At 59.9% G+C, this 26,275-nt stretch carries 19 protein-coding genes and 1 pseudogene; 13 read left to right on the top strand and 7 right to left on the bottom strand.

The window, feature by feature from the left end:
* Nucleotides 1-43 precede the first annotated feature (43 nt).
* Nucleotides 44-1,960: a sigma-54-dependent Fis family transcriptional regulator gene (locus ACIOZM_RS15800; RefSeq protein WP_401215498.1), complete on the bottom strand. Its 1,917-nt coding sequence runs from the start codon at nt 1,958-1,960 to the stop codon at nt 44-46.
* 391 nt (nt 1,961-2,351) lie between these two features.
* Between ACIOZM_RS15800 and ACIOZM_RS15795 the strand changes: the two genes are divergently transcribed.
* The 10 genes and pseudogenes from ACIOZM_RS15795 (at nt 2,352) to ACIOZM_RS15750 (ending at nt 13,122) form a co-directional block, all read left to right on the top strand.
* Nucleotides 2,352-3,872 (top strand): aldehyde dehydrogenase family protein, encoded by a 1,521-nt coding sequence (locus ACIOZM_RS15795; protein WP_401215495.1) that lies wholly within the window; start codon nt 2,352-2,354, stop codon nt 3,870-3,872.
* Between the two features lie 298 nt (nt 3,873-4,170).
* Entirely contained in the window at nt 4,171-5,541 is a 1,371-nt protein-coding gene (gene eat / locus ACIOZM_RS15790; protein WP_401215493.1) for an ethanolamine permease, read from the top strand.
* Nucleotides 5,542-5,727: 186 nt separating this feature from the next.
* Complete coding sequence (locus ACIOZM_RS15785) at nt 5,728-7,122, top strand: ethanolamine ammonia-lyase subunit EutB (RefSeq protein WP_401215491.1); 1,395 nt, start codon at nt 5,728-5,730, stop codon at nt 7,120-7,122.
* Between the two features lie 5 nt (nt 7,123-7,127).
* Nucleotides 7,128-7,952, top strand: a complete 825-nt coding sequence (gene eutC / locus ACIOZM_RS15780) for an ethanolamine ammonia-lyase subunit EutC (protein ID WP_401215488.1) — start codon at nt 7,128-7,130, stop codon at nt 7,950-7,952.
* 115 nt (nt 7,953-8,067) lie between these two features.
* On the top strand, nt 8,068-8,529 hold the full coding sequence (locus tag ACIOZM_RS15775) for an N-acetyltransferase (protein WP_003228592.1): 462 nt from the start codon (nt 8,068-8,070) through the stop codon (nt 8,527-8,529).
* Between the two features lie 282 nt (nt 8,530-8,811).
* Complete coding sequence (locus ACIOZM_RS15770; protein WP_401215485.1) at nt 8,812-9,468, top strand: DedA family protein; 657 nt, start codon at nt 8,812-8,814, stop codon at nt 9,466-9,468.
* Between the two features lie 4 nt (nt 9,469-9,472).
* The gene (locus tag ACIOZM_RS15765) at nt 9,473-10,285 is read left to right on the top strand and encodes a zinc-dependent peptidase (protein ID WP_401215482.1); all 813 of its coding nucleotides are present in this window, start codon (nt 9,473-9,475) and stop codon (nt 10,283-10,285) included.
* A gap of 113 nt (nt 10,286-10,398) precedes the next feature.
* Nucleotides 10,399-10,926 (top strand): annotated as a pseudogene (gene ppa / locus ACIOZM_RS15760) (inorganic diphosphatase).
* A 220-nt stretch (nt 10,927-11,146) separates the two neighbouring features.
* Nucleotides 11,147-11,893, top strand: a complete 747-nt coding sequence (locus tag ACIOZM_RS15755) for a helix-turn-helix transcriptional regulator (RefSeq protein WP_401215479.1) — start codon at nt 11,147-11,149, stop codon at nt 11,891-11,893.
* 797 nt (nt 11,894-12,690) lie between these two features.
* The gene (locus ACIOZM_RS15750) at nt 12,691-13,122 is read left to right on the top strand and encodes a hypothetical protein (protein WP_401215476.1); all 432 of its coding nucleotides are present in this window, start codon (nt 12,691-12,693) and stop codon (nt 13,120-13,122) included.
* 7 nt (nt 13,123-13,129) lie between these two features.
* Here ACIOZM_RS15750 and ACIOZM_RS15745 read toward each other — a convergent pair whose 3' ends face one another.
* Genes ACIOZM_RS15745 through ACIOZM_RS15720 form a run of 6 tightly spaced genes read right to left on the bottom strand, consistent with a single transcriptional unit; the run spans nt 13,130 to nt 23,331 of the window.
* Nucleotides 13,130-13,945 carry a YfaP family protein gene (locus ACIOZM_RS15745; protein ID WP_401215474.1) on the bottom strand — a complete coding sequence of 272 codons (816 nt, stop codon included), beginning with the start codon at nt 13,943-13,945 and terminating at the stop codon, nt 13,130-13,132.
* 3 nt (nt 13,946-13,948) lie between these two features.
* A complete protein-coding gene (locus ACIOZM_RS15740; RefSeq protein ID WP_401215471.1) occupies nt 13,949-15,568 on the bottom strand; it encodes a DUF2300 domain-containing protein in 1,620 nt (539 codons plus the stop codon).
* A gap of 1 nt (nt 15,569) precedes the next feature.
* Nucleotides 15,570-20,144 (bottom strand): alpha-2-macroglobulin family protein, encoded by a 4,575-nt coding sequence (locus tag ACIOZM_RS15735; RefSeq protein ID WP_401215469.1) that lies wholly within the window; start codon nt 20,142-20,144, stop codon nt 15,570-15,572.
* Nucleotides 20,141-20,791 (bottom strand): DUF1175 domain-containing protein, encoded by a 651-nt coding sequence (locus ACIOZM_RS15730; RefSeq protein ID WP_401215466.1) that lies wholly within the window; start codon nt 20,789-20,791, stop codon nt 20,141-20,143. The genes ACIOZM_RS15735 and ACIOZM_RS15730 overlap by 4 nt, the downstream gene beginning before the upstream one ends.
* Entirely contained in the window at nt 20,776-22,488 is a 1,713-nt protein-coding gene (locus ACIOZM_RS15725; protein WP_401215464.1) for a DUF2138 domain-containing protein, read from the bottom strand. The genes ACIOZM_RS15730 and ACIOZM_RS15725 overlap by 16 nt, the downstream gene beginning before the upstream one ends.
* A 51-nt stretch (nt 22,489-22,539) precedes the next feature.
* On the bottom strand, nt 22,540-23,331 hold the full coding sequence (locus ACIOZM_RS15720; RefSeq protein WP_401215461.1) for a YfaP family protein: 792 nt from the start codon (nt 23,329-23,331) through the stop codon (nt 22,540-22,542).
* A gap of 277 nt (nt 23,332-23,608) precedes the next feature.
* On the opposite strand from ACIOZM_RS15720, the gene ACIOZM_RS15715 reads away from it, so the two are divergent.
* The 3 genes from ACIOZM_RS15715 (at nt 23,609) to ispA (ending at nt 26,134) form a co-directional block, all read left to right on the top strand.
* Nucleotides 23,609-24,754: a Fic family protein gene (locus ACIOZM_RS15715; RefSeq protein WP_401215459.1), complete on the top strand. Its 1,146-nt coding sequence runs from the start codon at nt 23,609-23,611 to the stop codon at nt 24,752-24,754.
* Between the two features lie 253 nt (nt 24,755-25,007).
* The gene (locus ACIOZM_RS15710; RefSeq protein WP_003228627.1) at nt 25,008-25,250 is read left to right on the top strand and encodes an exodeoxyribonuclease VII small subunit; all 243 of its coding nucleotides are present in this window, start codon (nt 25,008-25,010) and stop codon (nt 25,248-25,250) included.
* On the top strand, nt 25,247-26,134 hold the full coding sequence (gene ispA / locus ACIOZM_RS15705; protein ID WP_401215457.1) for a (2E,6E)-farnesyl diphosphate synthase: 888 nt from the start codon (nt 25,247-25,249) through the stop codon (nt 26,132-26,134). Before ACIOZM_RS15710 ends, ispA begins: the two co-directional genes overlap by 4 nt.
* Nucleotides 26,135-26,275: the final 141 nt, after the last annotated feature.

Genomic DNA, 26,275 nt, shown 5'->3' with positions numbered 1-26,275 from the left:
AAGATCGCAGCCTTCGGCAGCTCCTACAGAGGGTTGCGGTGTTTCAGGCAGATCGAGCGATGCCGTGTTTGCGCAGCTTTCTATATAGAGTGTTGCGACTGACGCCCAACTGCGCCGCCGTATGCGTCATATGCCAGTGCGTCTGCTCCAGCACATTGAGCAACGCCAAGCGCTCGGCATCTTCCAGCGGATGGTCGGTGGACGCCGCCGCCAACACTGCTGGCCGCACCTGCCGAATCATCGCCGGCAAGTCCTCCAGCCCGATCCGCCCTTCATCGCTCAACGCCGCCAGCGTGCGCAGCACATTGCGCAATTGCCGCACGTTGCCCGGCCAGTTGAACGCAAGCAGCGCCTGCCGTGCCGCGTCATCAATCCACAAGGTTTCCCCGCCCGCCTCCTCGGCCAGCAGGAAATCCAGCAACTCAGACTTGTCACTGCGCTCACGCAACGCCGGCAATGCCACTTCCAGACCGTTGAGCCGGTAGTACAAATCCTCGCGGAAACTGCCGTCCTCGACCCGCCCCAACAAATTCCGGTGAGTGGCGCTGATGATCCGTACGTTCACCGCTTCCGGCTCGCCGCCAATCGGCACCACCTGCCGGTCTTCGAGCACCCGCAACAATCGGGTCTGCAAGGCCAGCGGCATGTCGCCGATCTCATCCAGGAACAACGTGCCGCCGTCAGCCTGCTGCAACTTGCCGCGCATGCCGTCCTTGCGCGCGCCGGTGAAGCTGCCGCCGCGATAACCGAACAGTTCACTCTCGATCAGGCTTTCCGGAATTGCCGCGCAGTTGAGGGCGACGAACGCTTTGTTCGCCCGTTGACTGGCATGGTGCACAGCCTTGGCGAAGGCTTCTTTGCCGGAGCCGGTTTCGCCGTTGACCAGCAGCGGTACGTCGCGCTCGAAAACCCGCAGTGCTTTGCGAAAATCCGCCTGCAACGCGGCGTCGCCCAGACAAATACCGGACAGACGCGGCGCTTCGGTTACTACCCGCGTGCGAGTCGCTGGCGTCGGCAGCGGGCGCCGGGCCTCGCCACGCAACAAGGCAAACAGATGTCGCCCGTCACGAGTGCGCAATGGCCAACTCGCACTGGCATTGGCGCTGGCGCGACCGAGCAGTTCATCCAGCGAACAATCGAAAAACGCCTCGACCGGTTTACCCAGCAAGCCACCGCGAATATGCCCGAGCAGGTTCAACGCGCTCTGATTGACCGCGCTGATCCGCCCTTCGCCGTCAAACGCCAGCAACCCTTCGCTAAACAGCCCGACCGACTCGGCCTGTAAATGAAAACGCAGCAGCCACTGATTATCGAAGCAGCGCAGGAAATAGCAGCTCTCGATCATCTTCGCCGACAGATTGACCAGTGCCATGGTGTGGAACTGGCTCTGCCGCGAAACGTCATGCCGCGCCGAAGACACGTCGAGCACCGCCAGCAGTTCGCCGTGCGGGTCGAACACCGGGCTCGCCGAGCAGGTCAGGCCGGTGTGACGGCCACGGAAATGTTCGTCCTGATGGATGGTCAGCGCCTGACGCTCGACCAGGCAGGTACCGATGCCGTTGGTGCCTTCGCAGGCCTCGCTCCAGTCGGCCCCAAGCCAGAGGCCGGAGCGTTCGAAAATCTTGCGTTCGGCCGGGGCGGTGACGCAATTGAGGATCACCCCGCGAGCATCGGTCAGCAGCACCGCGTGACCGGCGCCGGACAGTTGCTGATGCAGACTGCTCATTTCATTGCCGGCAATCTGCAGCACTTGTTGCAGACGCTCGCGGCTTTCCAGAACGCGCCCGTGTTCTAGCACCGTCGGCGCGATGGTCAGGGCCGGGTCGAGGTGATAGTCCTCGACGCAACGCAGCCACGAGCGGGCAATCGACGGGTCAGCCCCGGGTCCATGCAGGTGCGGCTTGCCCTGGGTGACAGTGAAAACCTGTTGGGCATGGCGACTCAAATGGTTGTCGTGCATTTCTTATTATTCTCCCCGAAAGGTCGACGCAACCCATGTAGGAGCTGCCGAAGGCTGCGATCTTTTGATCTTGATCTGCATAAAAGCAAAATCAAAAGATCGCAGCCTTCGGCAGCTCCTACAGGATCTCTGTTGGCTGAGCATCCTCCAGCCGCTCCGGCATTGCAATGCTGGCAAGACCACCCGGTCACGTGCTGTGCCAAATACGGTACAGAGTGTCACCCCCTCTGTACCGAAACCGTCACAGCCGCCATCCACTTGTCCGACAGAATTCGCGCAAGGCCTTGATTTGTCTGACCTGCAAGGCAGTGGCCCGACCTTTGCTCTACGCTTATAGCAAGCGCAATTGCGCCACTCCCTTATAAGCACAAGAGCCAAGGAGAAAAACATCATGCGTTACGCTCACCCCGGTACTGAAGGCGCCAAAGTCTCGTTCAAGAGCAAATACGGTAACTACATCGGCGGCGAGTTCGTCGCGCCTGTCAAAGGTCAGTACTTCACCAATACCTCGCCAGTAAATGGCCAACCGATTGCCGAATTCCCGCGTTCCACTGCCGAGGACATCGACAAGGCACTGGACGCTGCTCACGCTGCCGCCGACGCTTGGGGTTCCACCTCCGTGCAGTCGCGCTCGCTGACGCTGCTGAAAATCGCCGACCGCATCGAACAGAACCTCGAATTGCTGGCAATCACCGAAACCTGGGACAACGGCAAAGCCATCCGCGAAACCCTCAATGCCGACATCCCGCTGGCTGCCGACCATTTCCGCTACTTCGCCGGGTGCCTGCGCGCTCAGGAAGGCAGCGCTGCCGAAATCGACGGCAACACCGTGGCTTATCACATCCATGAGCCACTGGGCGTGGTCGGCCAGATCATCCCGTGGAACTTCCCGATCCTGATGGCCGCATGGAAACTCGCGCCAGCCCTGGCTGCCGGTAACTGCGTAGTGCTCAAGCCTGCCGAGCAAACCCCGCTGGGCATCACCGTGCTGATGGAACTGATCGGCGACCTGCTGCCGCCGGGCGTGCTCAACGTGGTGCAAGGGTTCGGCAAAGAAGCCGGCGAAGCCTTGGCCACCAGCAAACGCATCGCGAAGATCGCTTTCACCGGTTCGACCCCGGTCGGCTCGCACATCATGAAGTGCGCCGCCGAAAACATTATTCCGTCCACCGTGGAGCTGGGTGGCAAGTCGCCGAACATCTTCTTCGAAGACATCATGCAGGCCGAACCGACCTTCATCGAAAAAGCCGCCGAAGGTCTGGTGCTGGCGTTCTTCAACCAAGGCGAAGTCTGCACCTGCCCTTCCCGCGCACTGGTTCAGGAGTCGATCTACGACGAGTTCATGGCCGTGGTCATGAAGAAAGTCCTGCAAATCAAACGCGGTGACCCGCTGGATACCGACACCATGGTCGGCGCGCAGGCGTCCGAGCAGCAATTCGACAAAATCCTTTCGTACCTGGAAATCGCCAAGGGCGAAGGCGCCGAGCTGCTGACTGGCGGCAAGGTGGAAAAACTCGAGGGCAATCTGGCGACCGGGTACTACATCCAGCCGACCCTGCTCAAGGGCACCAACAAAATGCGCGTGTTCCAGGAAGAAATCTTTGGCCCGGTGGTGAGCATCACCACCTTCAAGGACGAAGCCGAAGCGCTGGCCATCGCCAACGACACCGAGTTCGGCCTTGGCGCCGGCCTGTGGACCCGCGACATCAACCGCGCCTACCGCATGGGCCGCGCAATCAAGGCCGGTCGCGTGTGGACCAACTGCTACCACCTGTACCCGGCGCACGCCGCGTTCGGCGGGTACAAGAAGTCCGGCGTCGGTCGTGAAACCCACAAGATGATGCTCGATCATTATCAGCAGACGAAAAACCTGCTGGTCAGCTACGACATCAACCCGTTGGGCTTCTTCTAAAACCTCGGGGCAATACAGCTAATCCTGTGTTGCCCTTCAAATAGCCATCGCTGGCAAGCCAGCTCCCACAGGGATCTGCGCAAGTCCCAACACCACAGAAACCTGTGGGAGCTGGCTTGCCAGCGATAGCGTCCTAAATGACACACCACAATAGGCCTGGCCGCTCTGGCACGGCCCTTGCGTACCCGTCATTCAGGATTTGCGTGAAATCTGCCGCTGCGTGAACAGCACCCACCCACCCAAATCGTCACACCCGAAAGTCCAACAGATCGAACAATAAAAAAGACAGAGAGGACTTATGACTACAACCACACAGCTCAAACCCACACTCGGCACCCTGCATCTATGGGGCATTGCCGTCGGCCTGGTGATTTCCGGCGAATACTTCGGCTGGAGTTACGGCTGGGGCACCGCAGGCACCCTGGGTTTTCTGGTCACGGCGTTGATGGTCGCGACCATGTACACCTGCTTCATCTTCAGCTTCACCGAATTGACTACCGCCATTCCTCACGCCGGAGGGCCGTTTGCCTACAGCCGTCGAGCATTCGGCGAGAAAGGCGGACTGATCGCCGGGATCGCCACGCTGATCGAATTCGTCTTCGCGCCACCGGCGATTGCCATGGCAATTGGCGCCTATCTCAACGTGCAATACCCGGAGCTTGACCCCAAGCTGGCAGCAGTCGGGGCGTATTTCGTGTTCATGACCCTGAACATCCTCGGCGTCAGCATCGCTGCGACCTTCGAACTGGTGGTTACCGTGCTGGCGGTCGCCGAATTGCTGGTGTTCATGGGTGTGGTTGCACCGGGTTTCAGCTTCAGCAACTTCGTGCTTAACGGCTGGTCGGGCTCCAACGAGTTCACCATGGCCTCGATTCCCGGGATCTTCGCGGCGATACCGTTTGCGATCTGGTTCTTCCTCGCCATCGAAGGCGCGGCCATGGCCGCCGAAGAAGCCAAAGACCCGAAACGCACGATTCCCAAGGCCTACGTCAGCGGCATACTGACCCTGGTGTTCCTCGCCATCGGCGTAATGGTGATGGCCGGCGGCGTCGGCGACTGGCGTCAACTGTCGAACATCAACGACCCGCTGCCACAGGCAATGAAAGCCGTGGTCGGCAACAACTCGTCGTGGATGCACATGCTGGTATGGATCGGCCTGTTCGGACTGGTGGCGAGTTTCCACGGGATCATTCTCGGCTATTCGCGGCAGTTTTTCGCCCTCGCTCGTGCCGGGTATCTGCCTAAAGGCCTGGCCAAACTCTCGCGTTTCCAGACCCCGCATCGCGCCATTCTGGCCGGTGGCGTGATCGGTATCGCGGCGATTTACAGCGACGGTCTGGTCAATCTGCAAGGCATGACCCTGACGGCGGCGATGATCACCATGTCGGTGTTCGGCGCCATTGTGATGTACATCATCAGCATGCTCAGCCTGTTCAAACTGCGCAAAACCGAACCAAATCTGGAGCGCACCTTCCGTGCACCGGGTTACCCGATCGTGCCGGGGATCGCGCTGTTTCTGGCCGTGGTGTGTCTGGTGGCGATGGCGTGGTTCAACACGCTAATCGGCTGTGTGTTCCTTGGCTTCATGGCGGCGGGTTATCTGTACTTCCAGCTGACCGCCAAACAACGCGCCGATGCCCCGGCGGACGCTATGCTCGAAGGTGTCTAGTTGCACCGGCACCGGGCCACAAACCCGGTGCGCGCATTATTGATGTGCACGCAAAACCTGTAGGAGTGAGCCTGCTCGCGATAGCGGTGTGTTAGTCACCATTGATAGCGACTGACATCCCTCATCGCGAGCAGGCTCACTCCTACAAAAAAGCAGATTGCAGTAATTACTGGAGGACACCGCCCCATGGCCGCATTTGCCCATTCCGTCGGCGCCCAGACCTATCGCTTCGACAGCCTCAAAGATGTAATGGCCAAGGCCAGCCCCGCACGCTCCGGGGATTTCCTGGCCGGTGTCGCCGCGCTCAACGACGGCGAACGGGTGGCCGCGCAAATGGCGCTGGCGAATATTCCGCTCACGCATTTCTTGCAGGAAATGCTGATTCCTTATGAGTCTGATGAAGTCACCCGACTGATCATCGACAGCCACGACAAGCAGGCCTTTGCCGTGGTCAGCCACTTAACGGTCGGCGGTTTCCGCGACTGGCTGCTCAGCGACGCCGCCGATGAAAACAGTCTGCGCGCCCTCGCCCCGGGCCTGACCCCGGAAATGGTCGCCGCCGTATCGAAGATCATGCGCGTGCAGGACCTCGTGCTGGTGGCGCAGAAAATCCGCGTAGTGACGAAGTTTCGCGGCACCCTCGGCCTGCGTGGACGCCTGTCGACGCGCCTGCAACCGAACCACCCCACCGACGAACCGGCCGGTATCGCCGCGAGCATTCTCGACGGTCTGCTGTACGGCAACGGCGATGCGATGATCGGCATCAACCCGGCCACCGACAGCATCGCGTCGATCTGCGCGATGCTGGAAATGCTCGACGCGATCATCCAGCGTTACGAGATTCCGACCCAGGCCTGCGTGCTCACCCACGTCACCACCTCCATCGAGGCGATCAACCGTGGCGTGCCGCTGGATCTGGTGTTTCAGTCGATTGCCGGTACCGAGGCGGCCAACGCCAGTTTCGGTATCAACCTGAATATCTTGCAGGAGGGTTATGACGCGGGGCTGAGCCTGAATCGCGGCACCCTCGGCCAGAACCTCATGTACTTCGAAACCGGTCAGGGCAGCGCGCTGTCGGCCAACGCCCACCACGGCGTCGATCAACAAACCTGCGAGACCAGAGCCTACGCCGTGGCGCGCCATTTCAAGCCGTTTCTGGTGAACACGGTTGTCGGATTTATCGGCCCGGAGTACCTCTATAACGGCAAACAGATCATTCGCGCCGGGCTCGAAGACCACTTCTGCGGCAAGTTGCTCGGCGTGCCGATGGGCTGCGACATCTGTTACACCAACCACGCCGAAGCCGACCAGGACGACATGGACACCCTGCTGACCCTCTTGGGTGTTGCCGGGATCAACTTCATCATGGGCATCCCCGGCTCCGACGACATCATGCTCAACTACCAGACCACGTCGTTTCACGATGCGCTGTATGCGCGGCAGACTCTGGGCCTGAAACCGGCGCCGGAATTCGAGCAGTGGCTGGCGAAAATGGGCATCTTCACGCAAGCGGACGGCAAGGTGCACTTCGGCAACAACCTGCCGCCGGCCTTTCGCCAGGCGCTGGCGCAACTGGGATGAGTCTTATGGAAAAACCACCCGTCGATCCGCAAAACCCTTGGCTGGAACTACGCCGCCTGACCCCGGCGCGAATCGCCCTCGGTCGCACCGGCACCAGCCTGCCGACCAGCGCGCAGCTGGATTTCCAGTACGCCCACGCCCAGGCGCGCGACGCCGTGCATTTGCCGTTCGATCACGTGGGGCTCAGCGGCCAGCTTACCGAGCGTGGCCGTGAAACTCTGCTGCTGCACAGCGCTGCGGTGGACCGTAACAGCTACCTGCAACGCCCCGATCTGGGTCGAAAATTGAGCGACGAGTCGGCGCAGACCCTGCGTGATTACGCTGCGGCCCATCCGGGTGGCGTCGATCTGGTAATAGTCGTGGCGGATGGCCTGTCGGCGCTGGCGGTACATCGCCATACCGTACCGTTTCTGACCCGACTGGAAGAACAGATGAGCGCCGACGGCTGGTCGGCGGCGCCGGTCGTCCTAGTGGAACAGGGTCGTGTTGCAGTTGGCGATGAAATCGGTGAGCTACTGGGTGCAAAAATGCTGGTGATGCTGATCGGTGAACGCCCGGGGCTCAGCTCACCCGACAGTCTGGGTTTATATTTCACCTACAATCCAAAGGTCGGACTGACCGATGCTTACCGCAACTGCATCTCCAACGTGCGGCTTGAGGGCTTGAGCTATGGCATGGCGGCGCATCGCTTGCTGTATCTGATGCGCGAGGCCTGTCGGCGGCAGCTGTCGGGGGTCAATCTGAAGGACGAAGCGCAGATTCAGACGCTGGAGTCGGAAGCAGGTGCAGACATGAAAGGTAATTTCCTACTCACTCCGCCCCCTGCCTGAACCGTTTCCGCATTGCGTTTCTGCGCCGGTTTAAGGCAGGATCGATGCACGGCCGCCAGGGTTTCCCGTCGCCGTCAGAGCATGTGAAAACAGCCACTTGAAGACGAGACCTATCATGCGGATTATCCAAGCGACCCTTGAACACCTGGATTTGCTGACCCCGTTGTTCGTCAAATACCGCGAGTTCTACGGCTCCCTGCCTTATCCGGACTCGTCCCGCGCGTTTCTCGAAAAACGTCTGCGACGCAAGGAATCGGTGATTTACCTGGCCCTGGCCGACGATGACGACAAGAAACTGATGGGTTTCTGTCAGTTGTATCCGAGCTTTTCTTCGCTATCGCTCAAACGCGTGTGGATTCTCAACGACATCTACGTCGCCGAAGACGCCCGCCGCCAGTTAGTGGCCGACAACCTGATCCGCACTGCGAAGAAAATGGCCAAGGAAACCCAGGCCGTGCGCATGCGCGTCTCGACCAGCAGCAACAATGAAGTCGCGCAAAAGACCTACGAATCCATTGGATTCAAGGAAGACACCGAGTTCAAGAACTACGTGCTGCCGATCAGCGACGAACTCTAAAGTCAAAAGATCGCAGCCTGCGGCAGCTCTTACATTTGGAATGCACTCTCCCTGTAGGAGCTGCCGAAGGCTGCGATCTTTTAGCCCCACCTCATATATCTGCATCTCCCTGACAATTGTTCACACCCCGACATCCCTCGCTACAAAACCAACGCGCTTTTCACCTATCAGACCGTATAATCCCGATCTTTCCGGCTTGTAAGAAAAACTACACCCGTCTGTAGGCTTACACCAAGTCATCCGCACAGGCCTGCAGAGTCGGGCCGTCACTCAGGTGCCCCCATGGATTTCAACCCGCTCGACCTTATCCTGCATCTCGACGTCTACCTCGACATGCTGGTGAACAATTACGGGCCGTGGATCTACGCCATCCTGTTTCTGGTGATCTTCTGCGAAACCGGTCTGGTGGTGATGCCTTTCCTGCCGGGTGATTCGCTGCTGTTCATCGCTGGCGCTGTCGCGGCTGGTGGCGGCATGGACCCGGTATTGCTCGGCGGACTGCTGATGCTCGCGGCAATCATGGGTGACAGCACCAACTACGTGATCGGACGAACGGCGGGGGAAAAGCTCTTCAGCAACCCGAATTCGAAGATTTTCCGTCGCGACTACCTGCAACAAACCCACGACTTCTACGACAAGCATGGCGGCAAAACCGTGACGCTGGCGCGCTTCCTGCCGATCATCCGTACCTTTGCCCCGTTCGTCGCCGGTGTGGCGAAGATGCCGTATCCGCGCTTCTTCGGTTTCAGCGTGTTCGGCACCATCCTCTGGGTCGGTGGTCTGGTTACGCTGGGCTACTTCTTCGGTAACGTACCGTTCATCAAGAAGAACCTGTCGCTGCTGGTAGTCGGGATCATTCTGCTGTCGCTGGTGCCGATGATCATCGGTGTCGTGCGCAGTCGTTTCGGCGGCTCCAGCTCCAAAGCCGAATCGCGCTGAAAGTATGTGGTCACTGAGCGCCTGGCGACGCCGGCGCATTTTGGCCAGGCACCCGGTTGCCGACGACATGTGGCAACGGGTGCGCCATCACCTGAGCTTTCTTGATGGCATCAGCGCCGCCGAAGACCAGTGGCTGCGTGAAGCCTGCGTGCTGTTCCTCGAAGAAAAACACCTGACCGCCCTGCCCGGTGTCGAACTGCATCAGGAGCAACGCCTGCTGCTCGCCGCCCAGGCGCAATTGCCGCTGCTCAATCTCGGAGATTTGAACTGGTATCAGGGTTTTCACGAAATCGTCCTCTATCCCGACGACTTCCTCAGCCCGCAGCGCCATCGCGACGCCAGCGGCATCGAGCATGAATGGGACGGTGAACACAGCGGCGAAGCCTGGCAGCAAGGCCCGATCATTCTCGCCTGGCCCGGCGTGATGGCCAGCGGTGGCTGGGAAGGCTACAACCTGGTCATCCACGAACTGGCGCACAAGCTCGACATGCTCAACGGCGACGCCAACGGCCTGCCGCCACTGCACGCCGACATGCGCGTCAGCGACTGGGCGCAAGTCATGCAAGCGGCCTACGACGACCTCAATCGGCAACTCGATCAAAATCCGGACGCTGAAACCGCCATCGACCCGTACGCGGCGGAAAACCCGGCCGAGTTCTTCGCCGTCACCAGCGAATACTTCTTCAGCGCCCCGGATCTGCTGCACGAGAGTTATCCACAGGTCTATGCGCAACTGAAGCTTTTCTACAAGCAGGACCCGTTGGGCCGGCTGTTGCAACTTCAAGCCGAAGACCCGGTCTATCAGGCTCACGACTAAGGCCAGGACGACTTTCGGTGCATGGCATCGGCAGCAGAATATGCCTATAATCGCCGCCACTTTTTGGTCAATCCGGCCAAGTGTTTTTGGTCAACTAACGGGGGCACCGCCCAATGAGCTACAGCAAGATTCCGGCTGGCAAAGACCTGCCGAACGACATCTACGTCGCGATCGAGATCAATGAAAACCACTACCAGATCAAAAACTAAATCTACAAATACAGCGATTGCCTGTTCGTTGACCGTTTCATGGCCACCCCGATGTTCTACCCGGCCAACTACGGTTACATCCCGAACACCCTGGCTGACGACGGTGATCCCCTCGACGTGCTGGTCGTGACCCCTTACCCGGTTGCTCCTGGTGCGGTCATCCGCGCTCGTCCAGTCGGCATCCTGAACATGACCGACGACGGCGGCGGCGATGCCAAAGTCATCGCAGTTCCACACGACAAGCTGTCCCAGCTGTATGTGGACGTGAAGGAATACACCGACCTGCCGCCACTGCTGATCCAGCAGATCGAGCACTTCTTCGCGAACTACAAAGATCTCGAAAAAGGCAAATGGGTGAAAATCGAAGGCTGGGCCGGCGCAGACGCCGCTCGCGAAGCGATCACCAAGTCGGTTGCTGCTTACAAGGGCTGATTGCCCTGACACGCAGTACGCCTGACAAAAACCCCGGTTTACCGGGGTTTTTTGTGTCTGGGAAATGGCGCTTTAAACGCTGCGTTTAAAAAAGCCGCTACACAGTTTTAATCTGTTTAATTTCCCACAAGAACGTCTTACATCCAGTCGCAAAATTCGCCCCGTTTTTGAACACCCGGTTTATTCAAACCGCTCTGGCACGGCCGTAGACTCCGTGTTTATGAAAAAGAACACTAGCGGTCCAAGATTCAAGGCACTCCTGGAAGCAGCGAAGATCACCACCACGGGATTCGCAAAGTTCTGGGGCACGGAAGCCCAAAATATTCATAACTGGTACACCCGGGGCGTCCCCGCGTATCGCATGGAGGAAGTCTCACGCCTGCTGTCAGTCAACAGCGACTGGCTGAAAACCGGCGACGGCGCCAAAGACTCCCCGAGTTTGCAAATGCCCGCCAGCAATGGCGACACCTTCGACGCCCAATCCATCCGCGGCGTCTACACCGTCATCGACCCCAATGACATCGACCTGCCCTTCTTCAAGGAAACTCCGGTAACAACCGGTTCGAAGAAAACCCACGTCATCCTCGACCCCGAACAATCCATCCGCCTGCCCCGCGTCCATCTCGACATCCTCGAAATCAAACACACCGATGCCATCTGTGCGCACATGATCGGCAACAGCATGGCCGAACGCATCGCCGACGGCTCGACCATCGCCATCGACCGCGGCCTGACCCAGGTCGTCGACGGCGAAATCTACGCCATCGAACACGACGGCATGCTGCGTATCAAATACCTGCACCGCATGCCCGGCAACGCCCTGCGCCTGCGCAGCCACAACAGCGCCGAATACCCGGACGAAATCTTCCGCGCCGCGCAGATCGAAGAGCAGCGGATACACATATTGGGCTGGGTATTCTGGTGGTCGACCCTGAGCAAACGCCGCCCGGCGATTCCGTTTCTCTGACCTGATGCCCTTCCGGACCTGTGCCTATCTCCCTGTGGGAGCCAGCCTGCTGGCGATGAGGCCCGGATAATCAGTACAAATCCCGAATTTTTGCCCGACAGATCGCTCTAACCCGCACTTCAAGCTGGGAATCCCCGCCAAAAATCAGTATCCTGCGCCCCACATTTGCGCATCGACCCGCCCAGCGGCTCAGATCGCGCCCGACGCGGCAGATCAACGTCTGACCAAGTCCCACAGCCGGACGCAAGATCCGGGTGTACGTTTTGAAGGCTGACGCGGTTTACCAAAAATAAACCAAGCCAGTCCCCGAGAAGCCGGCCACAAGCCGGCTTTTTAATGCCTGTCTAAAACCCTTCAATGTTCCCGGGGCTTTCTCATATCCTCTATTTTAGGTTCCAGACAGCGCATCAAAGCGCCATCGCCGGAAATCTGAATTGGTCCTTGTCTGACCTAGGGTTTACTCTCTGCCGCAGAGCCACAAGACAAGCATAAATAATGGGTAACCTTCATGGCATCCACCAATATCCGCACGAAAGATGAGATTGAGCAGCGCACTCTCGCTGAGTCAGGAGAGTCCAAAGTCTGCGTGGAGGATGAAGAGTTCATCTCAGTAGTCACTGAACGCCTTTCCGATCCCCAGCGAGTCAAGATCAGCATGGATGATCTATAAGCTGGAGCCCGATCGCTTGTTCACTGGAGTTTTTGAATGATCCTTCAGGAGAGGCGCCGACCAACGGCATAGAAACAGCAAATGTCGGCCTACCCACCTTTGGACTTTAGACGCACGGACGTATCTCTTGAGCTCTTTCCTTAAGATCAGCATCAGACTTTGCTCAGCATCAGCCTTAGGCCTTTCCCTCTCCGCCTGCGTAGGAGCAGTCGTCTCTCTCCCAGAGAAAACGACCTTAAAGTCGGACGCCTACAAAACGCTGAGCTATCAATCCACCACACCTGTAATCAGTAAAACGACAAGGTCAGAACCCACCCGTGAATGGTGCGGAATCACCCTGTGGGCATTGGTAATTCCGGTGCCGCTGAAATTGCCAGTCTGCTCGTCGTATCAGGAACAATCCTTTGGCAATGACGAGTTTGGTAACGAAACCGTTTTGCTTAACTCGCAACAAAAAGTGCCATCGCCGCTCTACGCTTGCGGTCCATTTATGGCGCTTGGGCCGGTCATGCACAGTTATCAAGGCAACGCGCTGTGCGGAGTTTTCCCTGACTGGTGAGATTCATTTACGGATAACTAAACGATTTCACCAGCGTCAACTCCCCCACCGCCCGCATCGGCACTACAAACGTCTCCATCTTCTCGCTCGGCGTCCCCTCCTCCGTAATCACCGTCACCTGCGCCGTGGTCAGGGGCTGCACCGCCTCATCCCCGCCGCTATCTTCATCGCTGCGATAGCCGCCGCCGTAGTAATTCACATACACCAGATACTGGCCTTTGATCGGCGCCGGCATGGCGAAGATTTCCGGGCCGTAGCCGGTGGTGACGTCGACGTCGAGTGCGGCGCCGTTTGGCGCGACGCGGTTGCCGTACCAGATGTGCGCGCCGTCGGGGGTGACGAGGTGCAAGTCGAGGTCGGTGCCGTCGCTGTCCCACGACAGCAACACGCGCAGTTTGGCCGGGGTGGCGCCGCCGCTGGCGTTGAGGAATTGGGTGCGGTGGCGTTGTTGACCGTCAGGGCTGCGGACTTCGACGCTGTTGCTGCCGTTGGGGAATGAGAACGGGCGATCGAAGCGGCCGCTGTCGTCGATTTTCAGCGGCATGCTGACTCCGTTGACGATGAGTCGACCGGGATCGTTGTTTTTCGGCGTGGTTTTGATCTGGCCGCTGATGCGTGCGGTATTGGCCTGGCCGACCGGGGTGTTCACCGATGAGGCCGGGTAGTTGACGGTCTGGCGGAAGCTTTCGCCTTCGCCTTCGGGCGCGCCGGTGCGCCAGCCGCCGACCGGGGTGTCGAGTTTGACGTTGTCGGCGGCCATCGCCAGCGGCAACGCATTGAGGGCGCAGAGCAGCAGCAAGACCTGTGGATAACGGAGTGTCATGGTCTATTCCAGCAAGAGGTGGCGGGCAAGCCCTTCGATGTAGGTTTCATCCTGGCCGTTGGGATGTGCTTCAAAGGCCAGGTGCAGATATTCGTGGGTCAGGTCGAGGCGATCCTGCAAGGTCAGCACGCCGCGCACGTAGATGCGCTGGCGCTCGCGGTCGACGAACGGTCGACCGAAAGCCAGTTTGCACACGGCGAATGTGCTGACTTCGTTGTAGCCGGTTTCGCTTTCAAGTCTCGGACGCCAGCCGCGCCGTTGTTTTTGCAGCCAGTCCTGAGCGGCGGGCAATGCTTCGCAGGAGGCGACCGGGTTGTCCCAGCGGCTGAGGCTGGCGCGTGGATAGGCGTGCAGCAGAATCGCGTCGTAACGTTGACCGGCGTTAGCCTGTTCGACTGCTTGCTGCCAGGCCAGTTTGTCCGGGCCAGGTTGATCGGAGTGATAGGTGACGGTGCTGCCGGCCAACACCAGATCCGCCGTCCACGCCGCGATATTGCGCGACTCGGCCGAGGCCGGACGTGGTGCGACCCGCTGACGGTTGCTGCTGTCGTCGATGCTCAGGCAGTCGCCGTTGCGTGAGGCGTTTTGCAGCAGATACGTGCGAATCGCCACGGCCAAGGCTTTGGCGGCTTCAGCGGGCTCGGGTTTGGCTTCGCGCTCCAGAACACGGGCGACATATTCTTCGCGATCCAGCCGGGCGACGAGTTTGTCGTTGAGCAAAAACAGTTCGCCGTCGCTGTGGATATCCAGCGCATTGCCGTTGGCAAATACGACGCGATAGTCGCCCTGCAACGGGCCCGAAGTTGCAACGCGCTCGCCAGACAAAACCCGTACGACCGGGTATCGCGAGAACAGTCCAACCTCAACACAACGCCCAGTCTCTGCGGGCCAGGCACTTGGTAACACAGTCGCCAGCGTAGCACCGTAATGCCGCAAAACCATCTGACTGGTGCCACGCCCGCCAGCCCAGATCGGCGTGCCGTCCGCTGTCCAGCCGGCAAATCCGCCCTGACGCGATGTCGGGTCCTGATCGCCGATCCAGCTCCAGGTTTTCACCCGCAAGCGACCGCCCAGTTCGCCGACAACGTTGCCGTCTGCGGCGTTCAGCACCACATCGAGCAACACCCGGCGCATCTGGTCTTGAGCCGGAAGCACAGATAAAACGCCCAGCAACTCGGCAACTGAAACCCGGGTCGCTGGTTGTACGGCAGGCAAATCCAGCAACCATGATGGCGCCTTGTGTGCCTGCCAATAGGTGCGCCAGTCGGCAGAGGTAATGCCCAACCGCGCAGGCTCAAAGTACAACCCGCAGGATTTCACCAACGCCTGATCACGCTCGATCTTGCCGCCAGCCGTGCAGCAATAGACTTCGTCCTTAGACTGCCCGCGACATTCATACGCCGGCTCACGCGCGCCGGTATCCACCAGCCACGCGTAAACGAACAACTTCCACAGACTGCCGAGCGGCGTATCCAATGTCGCAGGCAACGGCTCACGGGCGATCAGTTGCGTGTGATTCAGCGACAGCAACTCACCCTTGTAGGCAAGGTGCAGCGGTTCGTCCTGCGCTGTCGCCAGCGCAGGAATCAGACACAATATCAGCCACAGCAGCGGCCGTTTCATATCAGTTGACCGTGACCTGACCGAGGGCGGCTTTCGCTTCCTGGGCCTGATGCTGCGGCGCATACACTTGAGTGAAACGCACCGGTGGCAGGTTGAACTGGCCCTTCTGCGAGAAGCGCACCAGATGGCGCAGACGCAATTCACCGCTCAGTGCATCGACCGGCACCGCGTAGGCCAGTTGTCCCGGCTCGAAACGCGCCTTCTCCAGCGCGGTCGGCTCGGTGCCGTCCTTGCCCTGCAGCTTGATGCCCCACGTGGTGCGCTCGACATCCGCGCCCGGTGGCAGCGGCACTTCGAGCATGCCGTAGCGCAGCGGTTTCGGCGCTTTGCTGGTGAGGATCACTTCGTCCAGATACAGGCTGTCGCTGGACAACGGCTTGTTGCCGACCGGCTCCAGTTTGAAGGTGAACGCTTCGTCGCCCGGCACCAGTCGCGACAGGCGACGGGTGATGGTCACGGCCATCGGATCGATCGCCGGTTGTTGGGTCTGGAAGCTCAGCGCCGCACGCAGCGGACGCTCCTGGGTGCCGGAGACCGACAGCACGCTCGGCACTGGCGCAGCGCCTTGCCACGTCCAATACATCTCGCCGCTGGCCCCGTAGTTTTTCTTCCAGCCTTCTCCCGGCATCAGCGCGATGGTCGGCGAAGCCTGCTCGATGCTGCGTTGCAGCCAGGTCAGCGCCAACGCCCGTTCAAGGGTCGATTGCTGTGGCAGCAGGCGTTGCAGCAAGGCTTGGGCACGGGTCTGATCAAACGGTTGCAGCGACAGATTCAGCGCTTCGGCAAACGGCTGCGAACTGACTGCCAGACGTTGTTGCGCATCAGCCACCTGCCGATTGAAAGCGTCCGGCAGATTGACCTTCGATTGCTTGGCCAATGCGGCTGTCAGCGTCCGCGCTGCCGCCAGACCGAGCGCCGAATCCGGATCGCTCATCACCAGACTGTCTTCGCCATCGTCCATAAGATTGGCAGCGTTGCCGTCGCCAGCCTTGGCCAGATCTTCCATCAGACCCGTCAGCAGCGTGTTGACCGGCAAGTGCATTTGCTTGGCGAACGACAGGATCAGCGCCCGTTGCAACAGCGGCGTATTCGGCGCCTGTTTGGCGTAGACCTCCAGCACTCGCTGCCAATGCTCCGGCGGCAGGGTCAGCTCCAGCACTTTGCTGGCGTTCCAGTCGGCGTAGTAGGCGTACGCGGTGAGGAATGCATCCGGCTCACCGTCATAACCCCACCAAGTGAAGCTCGCCGAAGGACCGGCCATTTGCACCAGACGCAAACGGCTGTTCTGCATGATCAGGCGCAAGCGATCACGGATCTGCGGGCTCGACGCCAGCGACGGATAAGCGATGCTCAGCGGCAGCAAGCGGCTGGCCGTCTGCTCGACGCCGCCATACGGATAGCTCAGCAGATCATCGAGTGCGGAACGGAACAGCGCTTGCGGGCTGTCATCCAGCCGCAGGCGAATGTCGGTGGCATCAGCCGGAAGACTCAGCGGCGTGTCACCACTGGCGACATCGAGGCTTTGCGTTTGAGTCACCTGCCAGCCATCACCGGTCGCGCTCAGACGCACTGCCAGGGCATCCGCAGTTTTGCCGTCCTGCACCAGCTCCGCCGTCCACTCACCGGAAGCCAAAGCAAAGGCTGGCAGCGGCAGATAATTGATGCCGTTATTCAGGGTCACCGGCAGGCGTTGTTCGGCGCCCGCGTAATGAGTGACCAGTTCGGCCTTGACCGGTTTTTCGGCCTGACTGAAGGCGAACACACCCAGTTGCGGCTGATCGCCCTTGCGGAATTTGCTCGGCCCGCTCCACTTCAGGTACAGCGGTTTTTCCGAGCGAACAAACTGCTTCTTCTGCCCGACCTGACCGTCGTCGGCGATGGCCCGGGCGGTGATGCGCCAGCGGGTCAGCGAGTCCGGCATCTTGAAGGTGAAGCGGGTTTTGCCGTCGGCATCGGTGAGCAATTCCGGCTGCCATGCAGCGGTATCAACGTCTTCGCGACGCGGACGCTCCAGCACTTTCACCCCGCGCTCGCTGCGGTTGGCCTTGCCCGGCGCACCGGGGCTGCCCGGCAACGCCACGTCGTAACTGATGAACGACAGGCTGGCGCTGGTGCGCACGTTATTGCGGCGTGGGTGATAGAAGAACTGGTCGATGGTCGGCGCGACTTCCGGTTGCAGCGCGTAGACCATTTCGTCGACCACGCTGACCGTCAGATGCGCCGGAACCGCTTTGCCGGCGAACTGCGTGGTCAGATCCACAGTGACGGTATCGCCCGGTTGATAAACCTGTTTGTCAGTGCTGATCGCCACGTCGATTTGCGGCGCTACCACTTTGATCCCGGCGTTCTGGAAGCTGTACTGACCACCCTTGGTGTACAGCACCGAGAACGTCAGGTTCGGCGCAAAATTATCCTTCACCGGAATGCGGGCGCGGTATTGGGTGTCGCTGAGTTTTTCCAGTTTCAGCCAGTCGCCCCCCTTGGCCAGCAGCGCAGTGGCTTCGACCTTGTCACGCTCCAGCGACAGCAATGCATCGCTGACCGGTTCCGGGAAAGTGATCAGCGCCAACGCTTCATCGCCCGCCTTGTACTCGGGTTTATCGAGGACGATTTCGACGGTGCCTGGCACCGCTTTGACGCCTTCACCGGTAACCGAATGACCGGTGGCGCCGAGTACCCGGCCGTGCTGGTCCTTGAGCGTCAGGTTGTAAGTGCCCGGACGCTCGAAGGCCACGCTGAAGCCTTTATCGGATGCCGCGAGTTTGCCTTCGCCCGTGCTCTGATCTTCCAGACGCACCCAACTGTAAGTGCTCGGCGTAACGGCTTTGCTTTCTTCGCTGCCACCCTCGTTGGCGTAGCTGAACGCGACTTTATCCTTGACCGCACTGAAGCGTTGCGGCGCGCTCAAGCGGAAGCTTGCGGCGCCACGGTCGATGAGGATTTCCTTGGTGGTCTTGACCCGATACGCCGCGCCATCGCTGGCAAACACGGTGAGCATGTAGCGGCTCGGTTTGTCGGCGGCCGGCAGGTCGAGGGTCGCGTTGCCCTTGCTGTCGGTGGTCAGTTCGGTGCTGGTCAGTTCCACCGGGAATTGCCCGAGGTATTGCAGCTCGTTATCGACCATCGACAGTTGCTGGGCACGCAGGCTCAGGGTCAGTTTGGCGTTGGCCACCGGTTTGCCGTCCGGGTACAGCAACACCAGACTGCCCTTGACCGGCTCGCCGGTGCGGTAGTCCTGCTTGGCCAGGTTCAGCGAAATCTCGAAGTGCGGCTTGATGTATTCGGCGACACGGAAGGCACTGCTGTAGGCCTGATCCTTGTAGTTGAAACGGATCTCGTAGCCACCCGCCACGGCGTTATCCGGCAATTGGAAGCGGCCTTGGGTGCCGGCCTTCGAGTCGAGTTTCAGGTCGAGTGTTTGCAGCTCGGTACCGGTCGCATCAAGCACGCTGACGTTGACGTCGGCAGCGGTTGGCTGCACCGAATCGCGGGCGTTCTTGAACTCACGGCCGACGATTTTCAGCGACACCCAATCCCCCGGGCGATACAGCGGCCGGTCGGTGAAGGCATAGAGTTTGGTGTCGTAGATTTCGCTGTCGTAATAGAAGTTCTCGGAGACGAATACGCCGCCCTCTTCGTCTTCGCCGATCACGAACGAACGCTCGGGGCTGACGTGTTTCAGGCGCAGCAAACCATCGGTGTCGGTGACGCCACTGCTCATCACGCCGAGGCCATCGGTCCACAGCACATTGACCTTGGGCACCGAACTGCCTTCGTGTTTGCGTGCAGCCCAGACCAGCAATTCGTCACCGGCAATCTTGCTCACGGCGACGGTGTTGGAAACGAAAACCATGGTGGTCGCACGGTACTTACCAACCAACGCTTCGACCAGATACAGACCCGGTTTCAGATTGCCCAACGGGATGTAGACGTTACCCGGGGCGACGTTGACGAAGTCACTCGACGAACCGGCCAGCTTCACGCCTTCCGGCGGCTGGATCGGTTTCGCCTGCCACAGCGGATAACGGAACTGGCTGACCACCGGCAGACCCGGGATCAGTGCAAATTGCGGCTGCGCGTCATACGGCGTCGGCGCGACGATGGTGTTGCCCATCTTCAGTTCCGGCACCTCTTCGGTGACCTGTTTGCGCGACTCATAGGAGAACGCGCGCTGCATCACGCGACGGGATTTGCGATACCAGTTGTCCCACAGATAAGCGAGCGTGTTGGACAGCCCTTCCCCCTTGAACTGACCGTCGCTGACCACGCGGTGCAGGTTCTTCTGGCGCTTGAGAAAGTCCAGCGGCTTGTCGATCCGGTACACGCGGATGTCGGCGCCGCCATACGGTTCCATACGAAAACGCCGGTAATCACGGCCCGGCGCTTCGAGGCGCACCATCGCCTGTTCGTCGCTGGCGAAACTGCTGTCGGCCAGCAGGAAGAAGCTTTCACCGGACACCGGCGTATAGCCGCTCGGCTCGACCGAGTCTTCGGCGTTGACCGTGGCCAATGGCATCAGCAATGCCAGCAACAGAGGAATTCGAGAACAGATACGCAACATGCGGGCACCGGTCATTGGGTGAGAAAGTTCAGTCGATAGACGCCGATGAAGTTGGGATTGGCTGCGTCGGGTATCCATCGGGTGTCCTTCCATGTCATGAGTTGCTGCAGGCTTGCCGAACGCATGCCGTTGTCAGTCGGGGTGGTGGTGCCGGTGTGGTAGGCGATGTAGCGGCCCATCCAGATCATCAGGTGCTGGTCGTCGCCCTGATCGAAAAACATCAGGTCACCCGGCCGGGCCTGCGACACGTCGCGGCCGATCAAGTGGCTGTTGAACTGAATCAGTTTGATCGCGTTGACGTACGGCCCGACCTTGCCGCCACCCTGCTGCCATTGCTGGGCGAGCTTGCGCTGGTCATCGCTGAGCGACAGCTCCGGCGGCAGGTAGCGGTTGGACAGGCCATTGCTGCGCAGCCATTTGTCGTCATGGACTTTCAGCGCTTCGTTGGCGGCGAAACGCACCAGCCCGGCGCAGTCCTGCTGATACCAGCGCGGGCTCGGGCCCTGGCTCAGTTGCTCCTGAGCGATGCGCACAAACCAGGCACGAAACACTTGGGATTGCGACACATCCAGTGGCGCGGTTTCGACGGCACGGGCGCCCGCGCTCAGCAGCAGCGCGAGCAAGCCGAGGCTGCGGATCAGTGCGGTCACAGGGCTTTCCATTCCAGCGGTAGCCACTGCCAGTGGCCGTCGGGTTCGCTGCCTTCAGGCAAGGTCAGCGCGTATTTGCCGTAGCCGCCGAGGGTGCGCAGTTTCGGGATCAGGTAAGTCTGCGCGGCGTTGTAGAACACCGGTTCCATGTCTTGCGGCAGGCTGTCGAGCGTCTCCTGCTGCATCAGTTGCGCCATCGAGTCCGGGCCGAAGTAGATCGGCATCAGCACGTCTTTTGGTAACACATCAGCCATTGGCGGGAAGCGTTTATCGAGGGTGCCGAGAGCCTTGTCGACCAGTTTGTCGTCGAGGGAAAACAGCAGCGTCGAGCCATGGCGCGCAAGGCTGACTTTCATGAAGGCCTTGCCGGTGATCGCATCAGGATTCTCGGCGTCCTTGGCCGCGTAAGGGCCGAAGTTCGAGCTGACCTGACGCTGCCAGACATGGCTCTGGCCTTCCTGTTTCTCGACCACCGGGAACACGTTTTCTTCAACGTTGGACTCAAACGCGCCGACCATCGAACCGAACAATGTGCCGAGATCGCCGTCGAGTTTGCCGTTGTCCTCATCCTTCAGACTGGCCACCAGCAGCGGCGTGTACAGCCGCGAATCGGCGTACCAGCACAGGCCCGCCGCGCCGGCCACGTGCTCGGTGAGTTTCTGCGCCACGGCTTCTTCCGCGCCGAGCTTCACCAGCAGCGGTTTCTGTGGTTCAGCGGCCACCGGCAGGGTTACGCAAGCACTCGCGCCCAAGGGCATGGCTTGCCAGACCGGTTTGAAATCGAAGTCGGGCTGGTTTTGCAGTTCATCCATGGCGAGGAAGCTGTGCCAGCCCTTGTCGTCCATGTCGAAACGCAGCCCGGCGAAGTTCGGGATAAAGCGTTGGTAGCCCATCGCGAGCACGCTGGAGTTTATCGACAGGCGTTGTTTGATTTCGGGTGCTTTGACCGGCAGACCGAAGGCTTCAGGGAACAGTTTGTCGCCATTGAGCAGCGCCGCCAGCGCTTGCGGCGAGACGTGCCCGGACTCCTCGGAAACACCGCTTTCCGGTTCGTAGTATTTGGCCGGATTGGACAGCACCACCAGTTTGTCGCCGCGCGAAGCGAACAACAGCGACTTGCTGGCGTTGTAGGTCAGTTGATACAGCGTCACCTCATCGCTGCCGACTTTCAGCTTGCCGAACACGCTGAGCTGCGAATCATCCAGCGCGACTTTCGCCAGCGGCTCCAGCAGCTTGGCCAGACCGCCGCGATCCATCACCAGCAGGAAATCCTTCAACCGGCCATCGGCACCACGCCACAACGCGACATCCGCCGGTTGATCGAAAAGCTCTTCGATCAGGCTGTCTTGCAGTTTCAGGTCATGCTCGTAAATGATCCGGCGCAGACTGCCGATCAAACCGAGACGGTCAGCGTGGGTTTCGTAATAGAAGACGAAGTCCTCGGTGAGCGTGGCCTTGAGGAACGGCACCGTCAGCAAGTCCTTGGGCAACTGGCTCAGGGAATGGGCTTCGAGCAACGCATCCGGACGGCTCATCCCCAGTTTGTCACTGGCCAGTGCAGCCGCCGGCGCCTTGGGTTTGTGCATGAACCAGCCGAGCCCGCCCGCCACACCCGCGGCCAGGACCAGTCCGACCAGCAACAGCGGCCAGCGTCGGGAAGGTTTGCCGGCAGGTGTTTCGACGGTTGGAGAAACAGTGTTATCGCTCATCTTCACGCTCATGTTCCCAAAGCTCACGAGTTCATCCGTGGTGCGGGATGCTTAATAGTTGAAAGTCTTGACCAGCAGCAGATCACCGATTGCCCGCAGCGGCACGATGAAGGTCTCGCGTTTTTCGTCGACGGTGTTTTCGTTCAATACCAGCGTGATCTGCGAGGTGATGACCTCGTTCTGATTGCTGGCCTCCTCGAAGTTATAGCCGCCGTCGCCGAAGTTGCCCCAATAGTTGACGTAAACCAGATAGGTGCCATGCAACGGCGCGGTCATGGTGAACATTTCCGGGCCGGGGCCATCGACGCCGTCCGGGTCGAGACCGCCGCCATTGGTCAACGCCGTATGGGCGAAAAACGCGTGCTGGCCGTCGGGGGTAATGATGTGCAGATCGAGTTCAGCCTTGGGGTCGTCCCAGCCGAGCACCACGCGAATCCGCGCAGGCGTGCGCAAGTTGTTCGCTTCATAAAACTGTACGCGCTTGAGCGACTGGCCTTCGGCGCTGCGCACTTCGACGCTGTTGGAACCGGCGCCGAACGCATAGGGCCGGGCAAATCGCCCGTCGTCGTCGGTATAGAGGTTCAGCGGATTGCCATTGACCGCCAGCGTATGCGGCCCACGCTGATTGCCAATGGCCTTGAGCTGGCCCTGAATCATCGTGCGATTGCGCTGGATACCGCGATCAATCGGCGGCGTCGGATAGGCGACTTGCGGGTTTTCGCTGCGGTCGAGCAGACCGTGATAACGCCAGCCACCCACCGGTTCCGACATCTCGGCAGTCGGCGCGGCCAGCAGCGCGGGGGCGCAGGCCAACCCGATCAGCAGCAAAAGAAATGAACGCATGTGATGCCTCCTGCCATGCCTGAACGAAACCTTGCACCCGATCCTCGGTACTTCACAGCGCTGAAAACTGCGTTTCGTCTGAAAGACCCGTGACTGCCGGGTCGTAGAAGGCGCGAAGATTAGCGATTCGGTAGTTTTTTAACAATCGGATACATCTGAATTTTCTGTGGGAATCACGCTGTCAGATGGACGATGAGCCGAATAGCAGTCATATTCGGCTCACGGAATGAGCCGAATAAAGTTTCTAATCGGCTCACGCACATGAGATCAGAGATTGATGGCAATTCATTGGATCTGGCAGCAGCCCGACTGGCCTGACTTCAACTGGCAAGCAGAACGCTTGGCGCCGCTCTTGCGCGAGTGCGTTCAGGCCCAGGGACAACTGAAGGGCATGGCCCAATCGGTAGACGGTTCTTTGAGCGCTCAGAGCGAGCTTGATGCGCTCTTGCAAAATATCGTGACGTCATCCGCCATCGAAGGTGAGCAACTCAATGTCGGCTCGGTACGCTCCTCCTTGGCGCGACGCCTGGGTCTTGAGCAACCCGCCGCAAGTCACGTCAGCCAACGCAGTGAAGGTCTGGCGCAATTGATGCTCGACGCGACCCGTCATTTCGATGATCCGCTGACATTGGGCCGGCTGTTCGAATGGCATCAATGGCTGTTCCCGGAACAAGAGACTGGCATTACCGCACGCTCGATCCGCATCGGCGGTTTACGCGGCAATGAGCCAATGCAGGTAGTGTCCGGCCGGATCGACAGGCCGAATGTGCATTTCGAGGCGCCTCCCCGACAAGGTCTGGAAGAACAGTTAGCGACGTTCCTCGACTGGTTTGAGGCCAGTCGCAGCCAAAGCAGCCTCGATCCTTTGCTGCGCGCCGGTATCGCACATTTCTGGTTCGTCACCCTGCATCCTTTCGACGATGGGAACGGCCGTCTTACGCGTACGATTACCGATCTGGCGCTGGCGCAAGGTGAAGCGCAGGCAATCCGTTTCTATGCGATGTCGGCCAGTATTCTCGAAGATCGCAATGGCTACTATCGCGTATTGGAGTCAAGCCAGAAGGCGGCTCTGGATATCACGGAGTGGCTGAAATGGTTCCTGCAAACGCTTCTGCGCAGCCTGCAACAAGCCATTGCCCGGATTGAGTCGGTGCTGGGCAAGGCCCGTTTCTGGCAGGCGCATCGAGAGTCGGATTTGTCGGTGGAACAAACCAAGGTGCTGAATCGCCTGCTGGACGGCGGGGAACGCGGCTTTGAACACGGAATCAGTGCGGCGCAATACCAAGCTGTAGCCAAGGTATCCAAGGCCACGGCAACCCGGCATCTGGCCGAGTTACTGGAAAAGGGCTGCCTGCAACGTTTACCGGGAGGTGGACGCAGTACGCGTTACCAAATTGCTTATCCAGAAAACTTCACAGGTTAATATCCTGTCACCGCAAATCTTGTGGTGAGGGGATTTATCCCCGACCGGCTGCGCAGCAGTCGTAAATAGCTTGATGCGATCCTCCTATCGGATCGGGGTGGCTGATTTTGGGGCTGCTGCGCAGCCCAGCGGGGATAAATCCCCTCGCCACATGGAGACCTGCAAAGCTTCGAAACAAGCCCCTGCTCATTTGCCCATAAACCCCCTATCTGCTAGTGTCGCGCCGGTTTAACGTCAACCGGAAATCGCCGCCATGGCCCGCAAAAAAGCTGCACTGGATTTCGAACAATCCCTCGCTGACCTGCAAACGCTGGTCGAGCGTCTGGAGAATGGTGAATTGTCGCTGGAAGACTCGCTGACCGCTTTCGAGCAGGGTATCGGTCTGACCCGTGACTGCCAGGCAGCGCTGGCGCAAGCCGAGCAGAAGGTGCAGGTGCTGCTGGAACGCGATGGCGAGCTGGCCGAGGAACCCTTCGACGCGGAACAGCCAGAATGATTGCTGCGTATTCGGCGACCAGCCAGGCGCGGGTCAACGCGGCACTGGAAACCCTGTTCAACGCGCCGCTGCCAGAGCTGGCGCGCCTCTATGAGGCCATGCGTTACAGCGTGATGAATGGCGGCAAACGGGTTCGCCCATTGCTCGCCTACGCCGCATGCGAAGCGCTCGGCGGCCAGGCTGAACAGGCCAACGGCGCTGCTTGCGCGGTTGAGCTGATCCACGCCTATTCGCTGGTTCACGACGATTTGCCGGCAATGGACGACGACGACCTGCGTCGCGGCCAGCCGACCACTCACAAAAAATTCGATGAAGCCTGCGCGATTCTCGCCGGTGACGGCTTGCAGAGCCTGGCGTTCAGCGCCCTGCTCGATCCGCGCCTGAGCAATCCGCAAACCGAAATCCGTCTGCAAATGGTCAGCGCCCTGGCATTGGCCGCAGGCCCGGCAGGTATGGTCGGCGGTCAGGCCATCGACCTCGGTTCGGTCGGTCTCAAGCTTGATCAGAAAGCCCTCGAACTGATGCACCGGCACAAGACCGGTGCGCTGATCGAAGTCAGCGTCAAGCTCGGCGCCTTGGCCAGCGGTCGCGCCGAGAAGGATGAACTGAAATCCCTGCAGACTTATGCACAGGCCATCGGTCTGGCGTTTCAGGTGCAGGACGACATCCTCGACGTCGAAAGCGATACCGAAACCCTCGGCAAACGCCAAGGCGCCGACATTGCCCGCGATAAACCGACCTACCCGGCCCTGCTCGGTCTGGACGCGGCCAAGGCCTACGCCCTGGAACTGCGTGATCAGGCGCTGCACGCCCTGCGACCGTTTGACGCGGCCGCAGAGCCGTTGCGCGATCTGGCCCGGTATATCGTCGACCGGCGTAACTGAACGCCAACCTGTCAAAAAAGACCAACGCGTGGGCAGGGGGCGATGCATCAGGTAAACTGCCGCATCTTTTATACCTATAACGATTCGCCTGATGCCCACGACGTTTCATGAGATTCCCCGCAAGCGCCCGACCACGCCCCT

Origin of the sequence: Pseudomonas sp. NPDC087346 (assembly GCF_044744235.1) — a bacterium.
Lineage (GTDB): Bacteria > Pseudomonadota > Gammaproteobacteria > Pseudomonadales > Pseudomonadaceae > Aquipseudomonas.
This window is presented reverse-complemented; position numbering and strand designations above follow the sequence as displayed.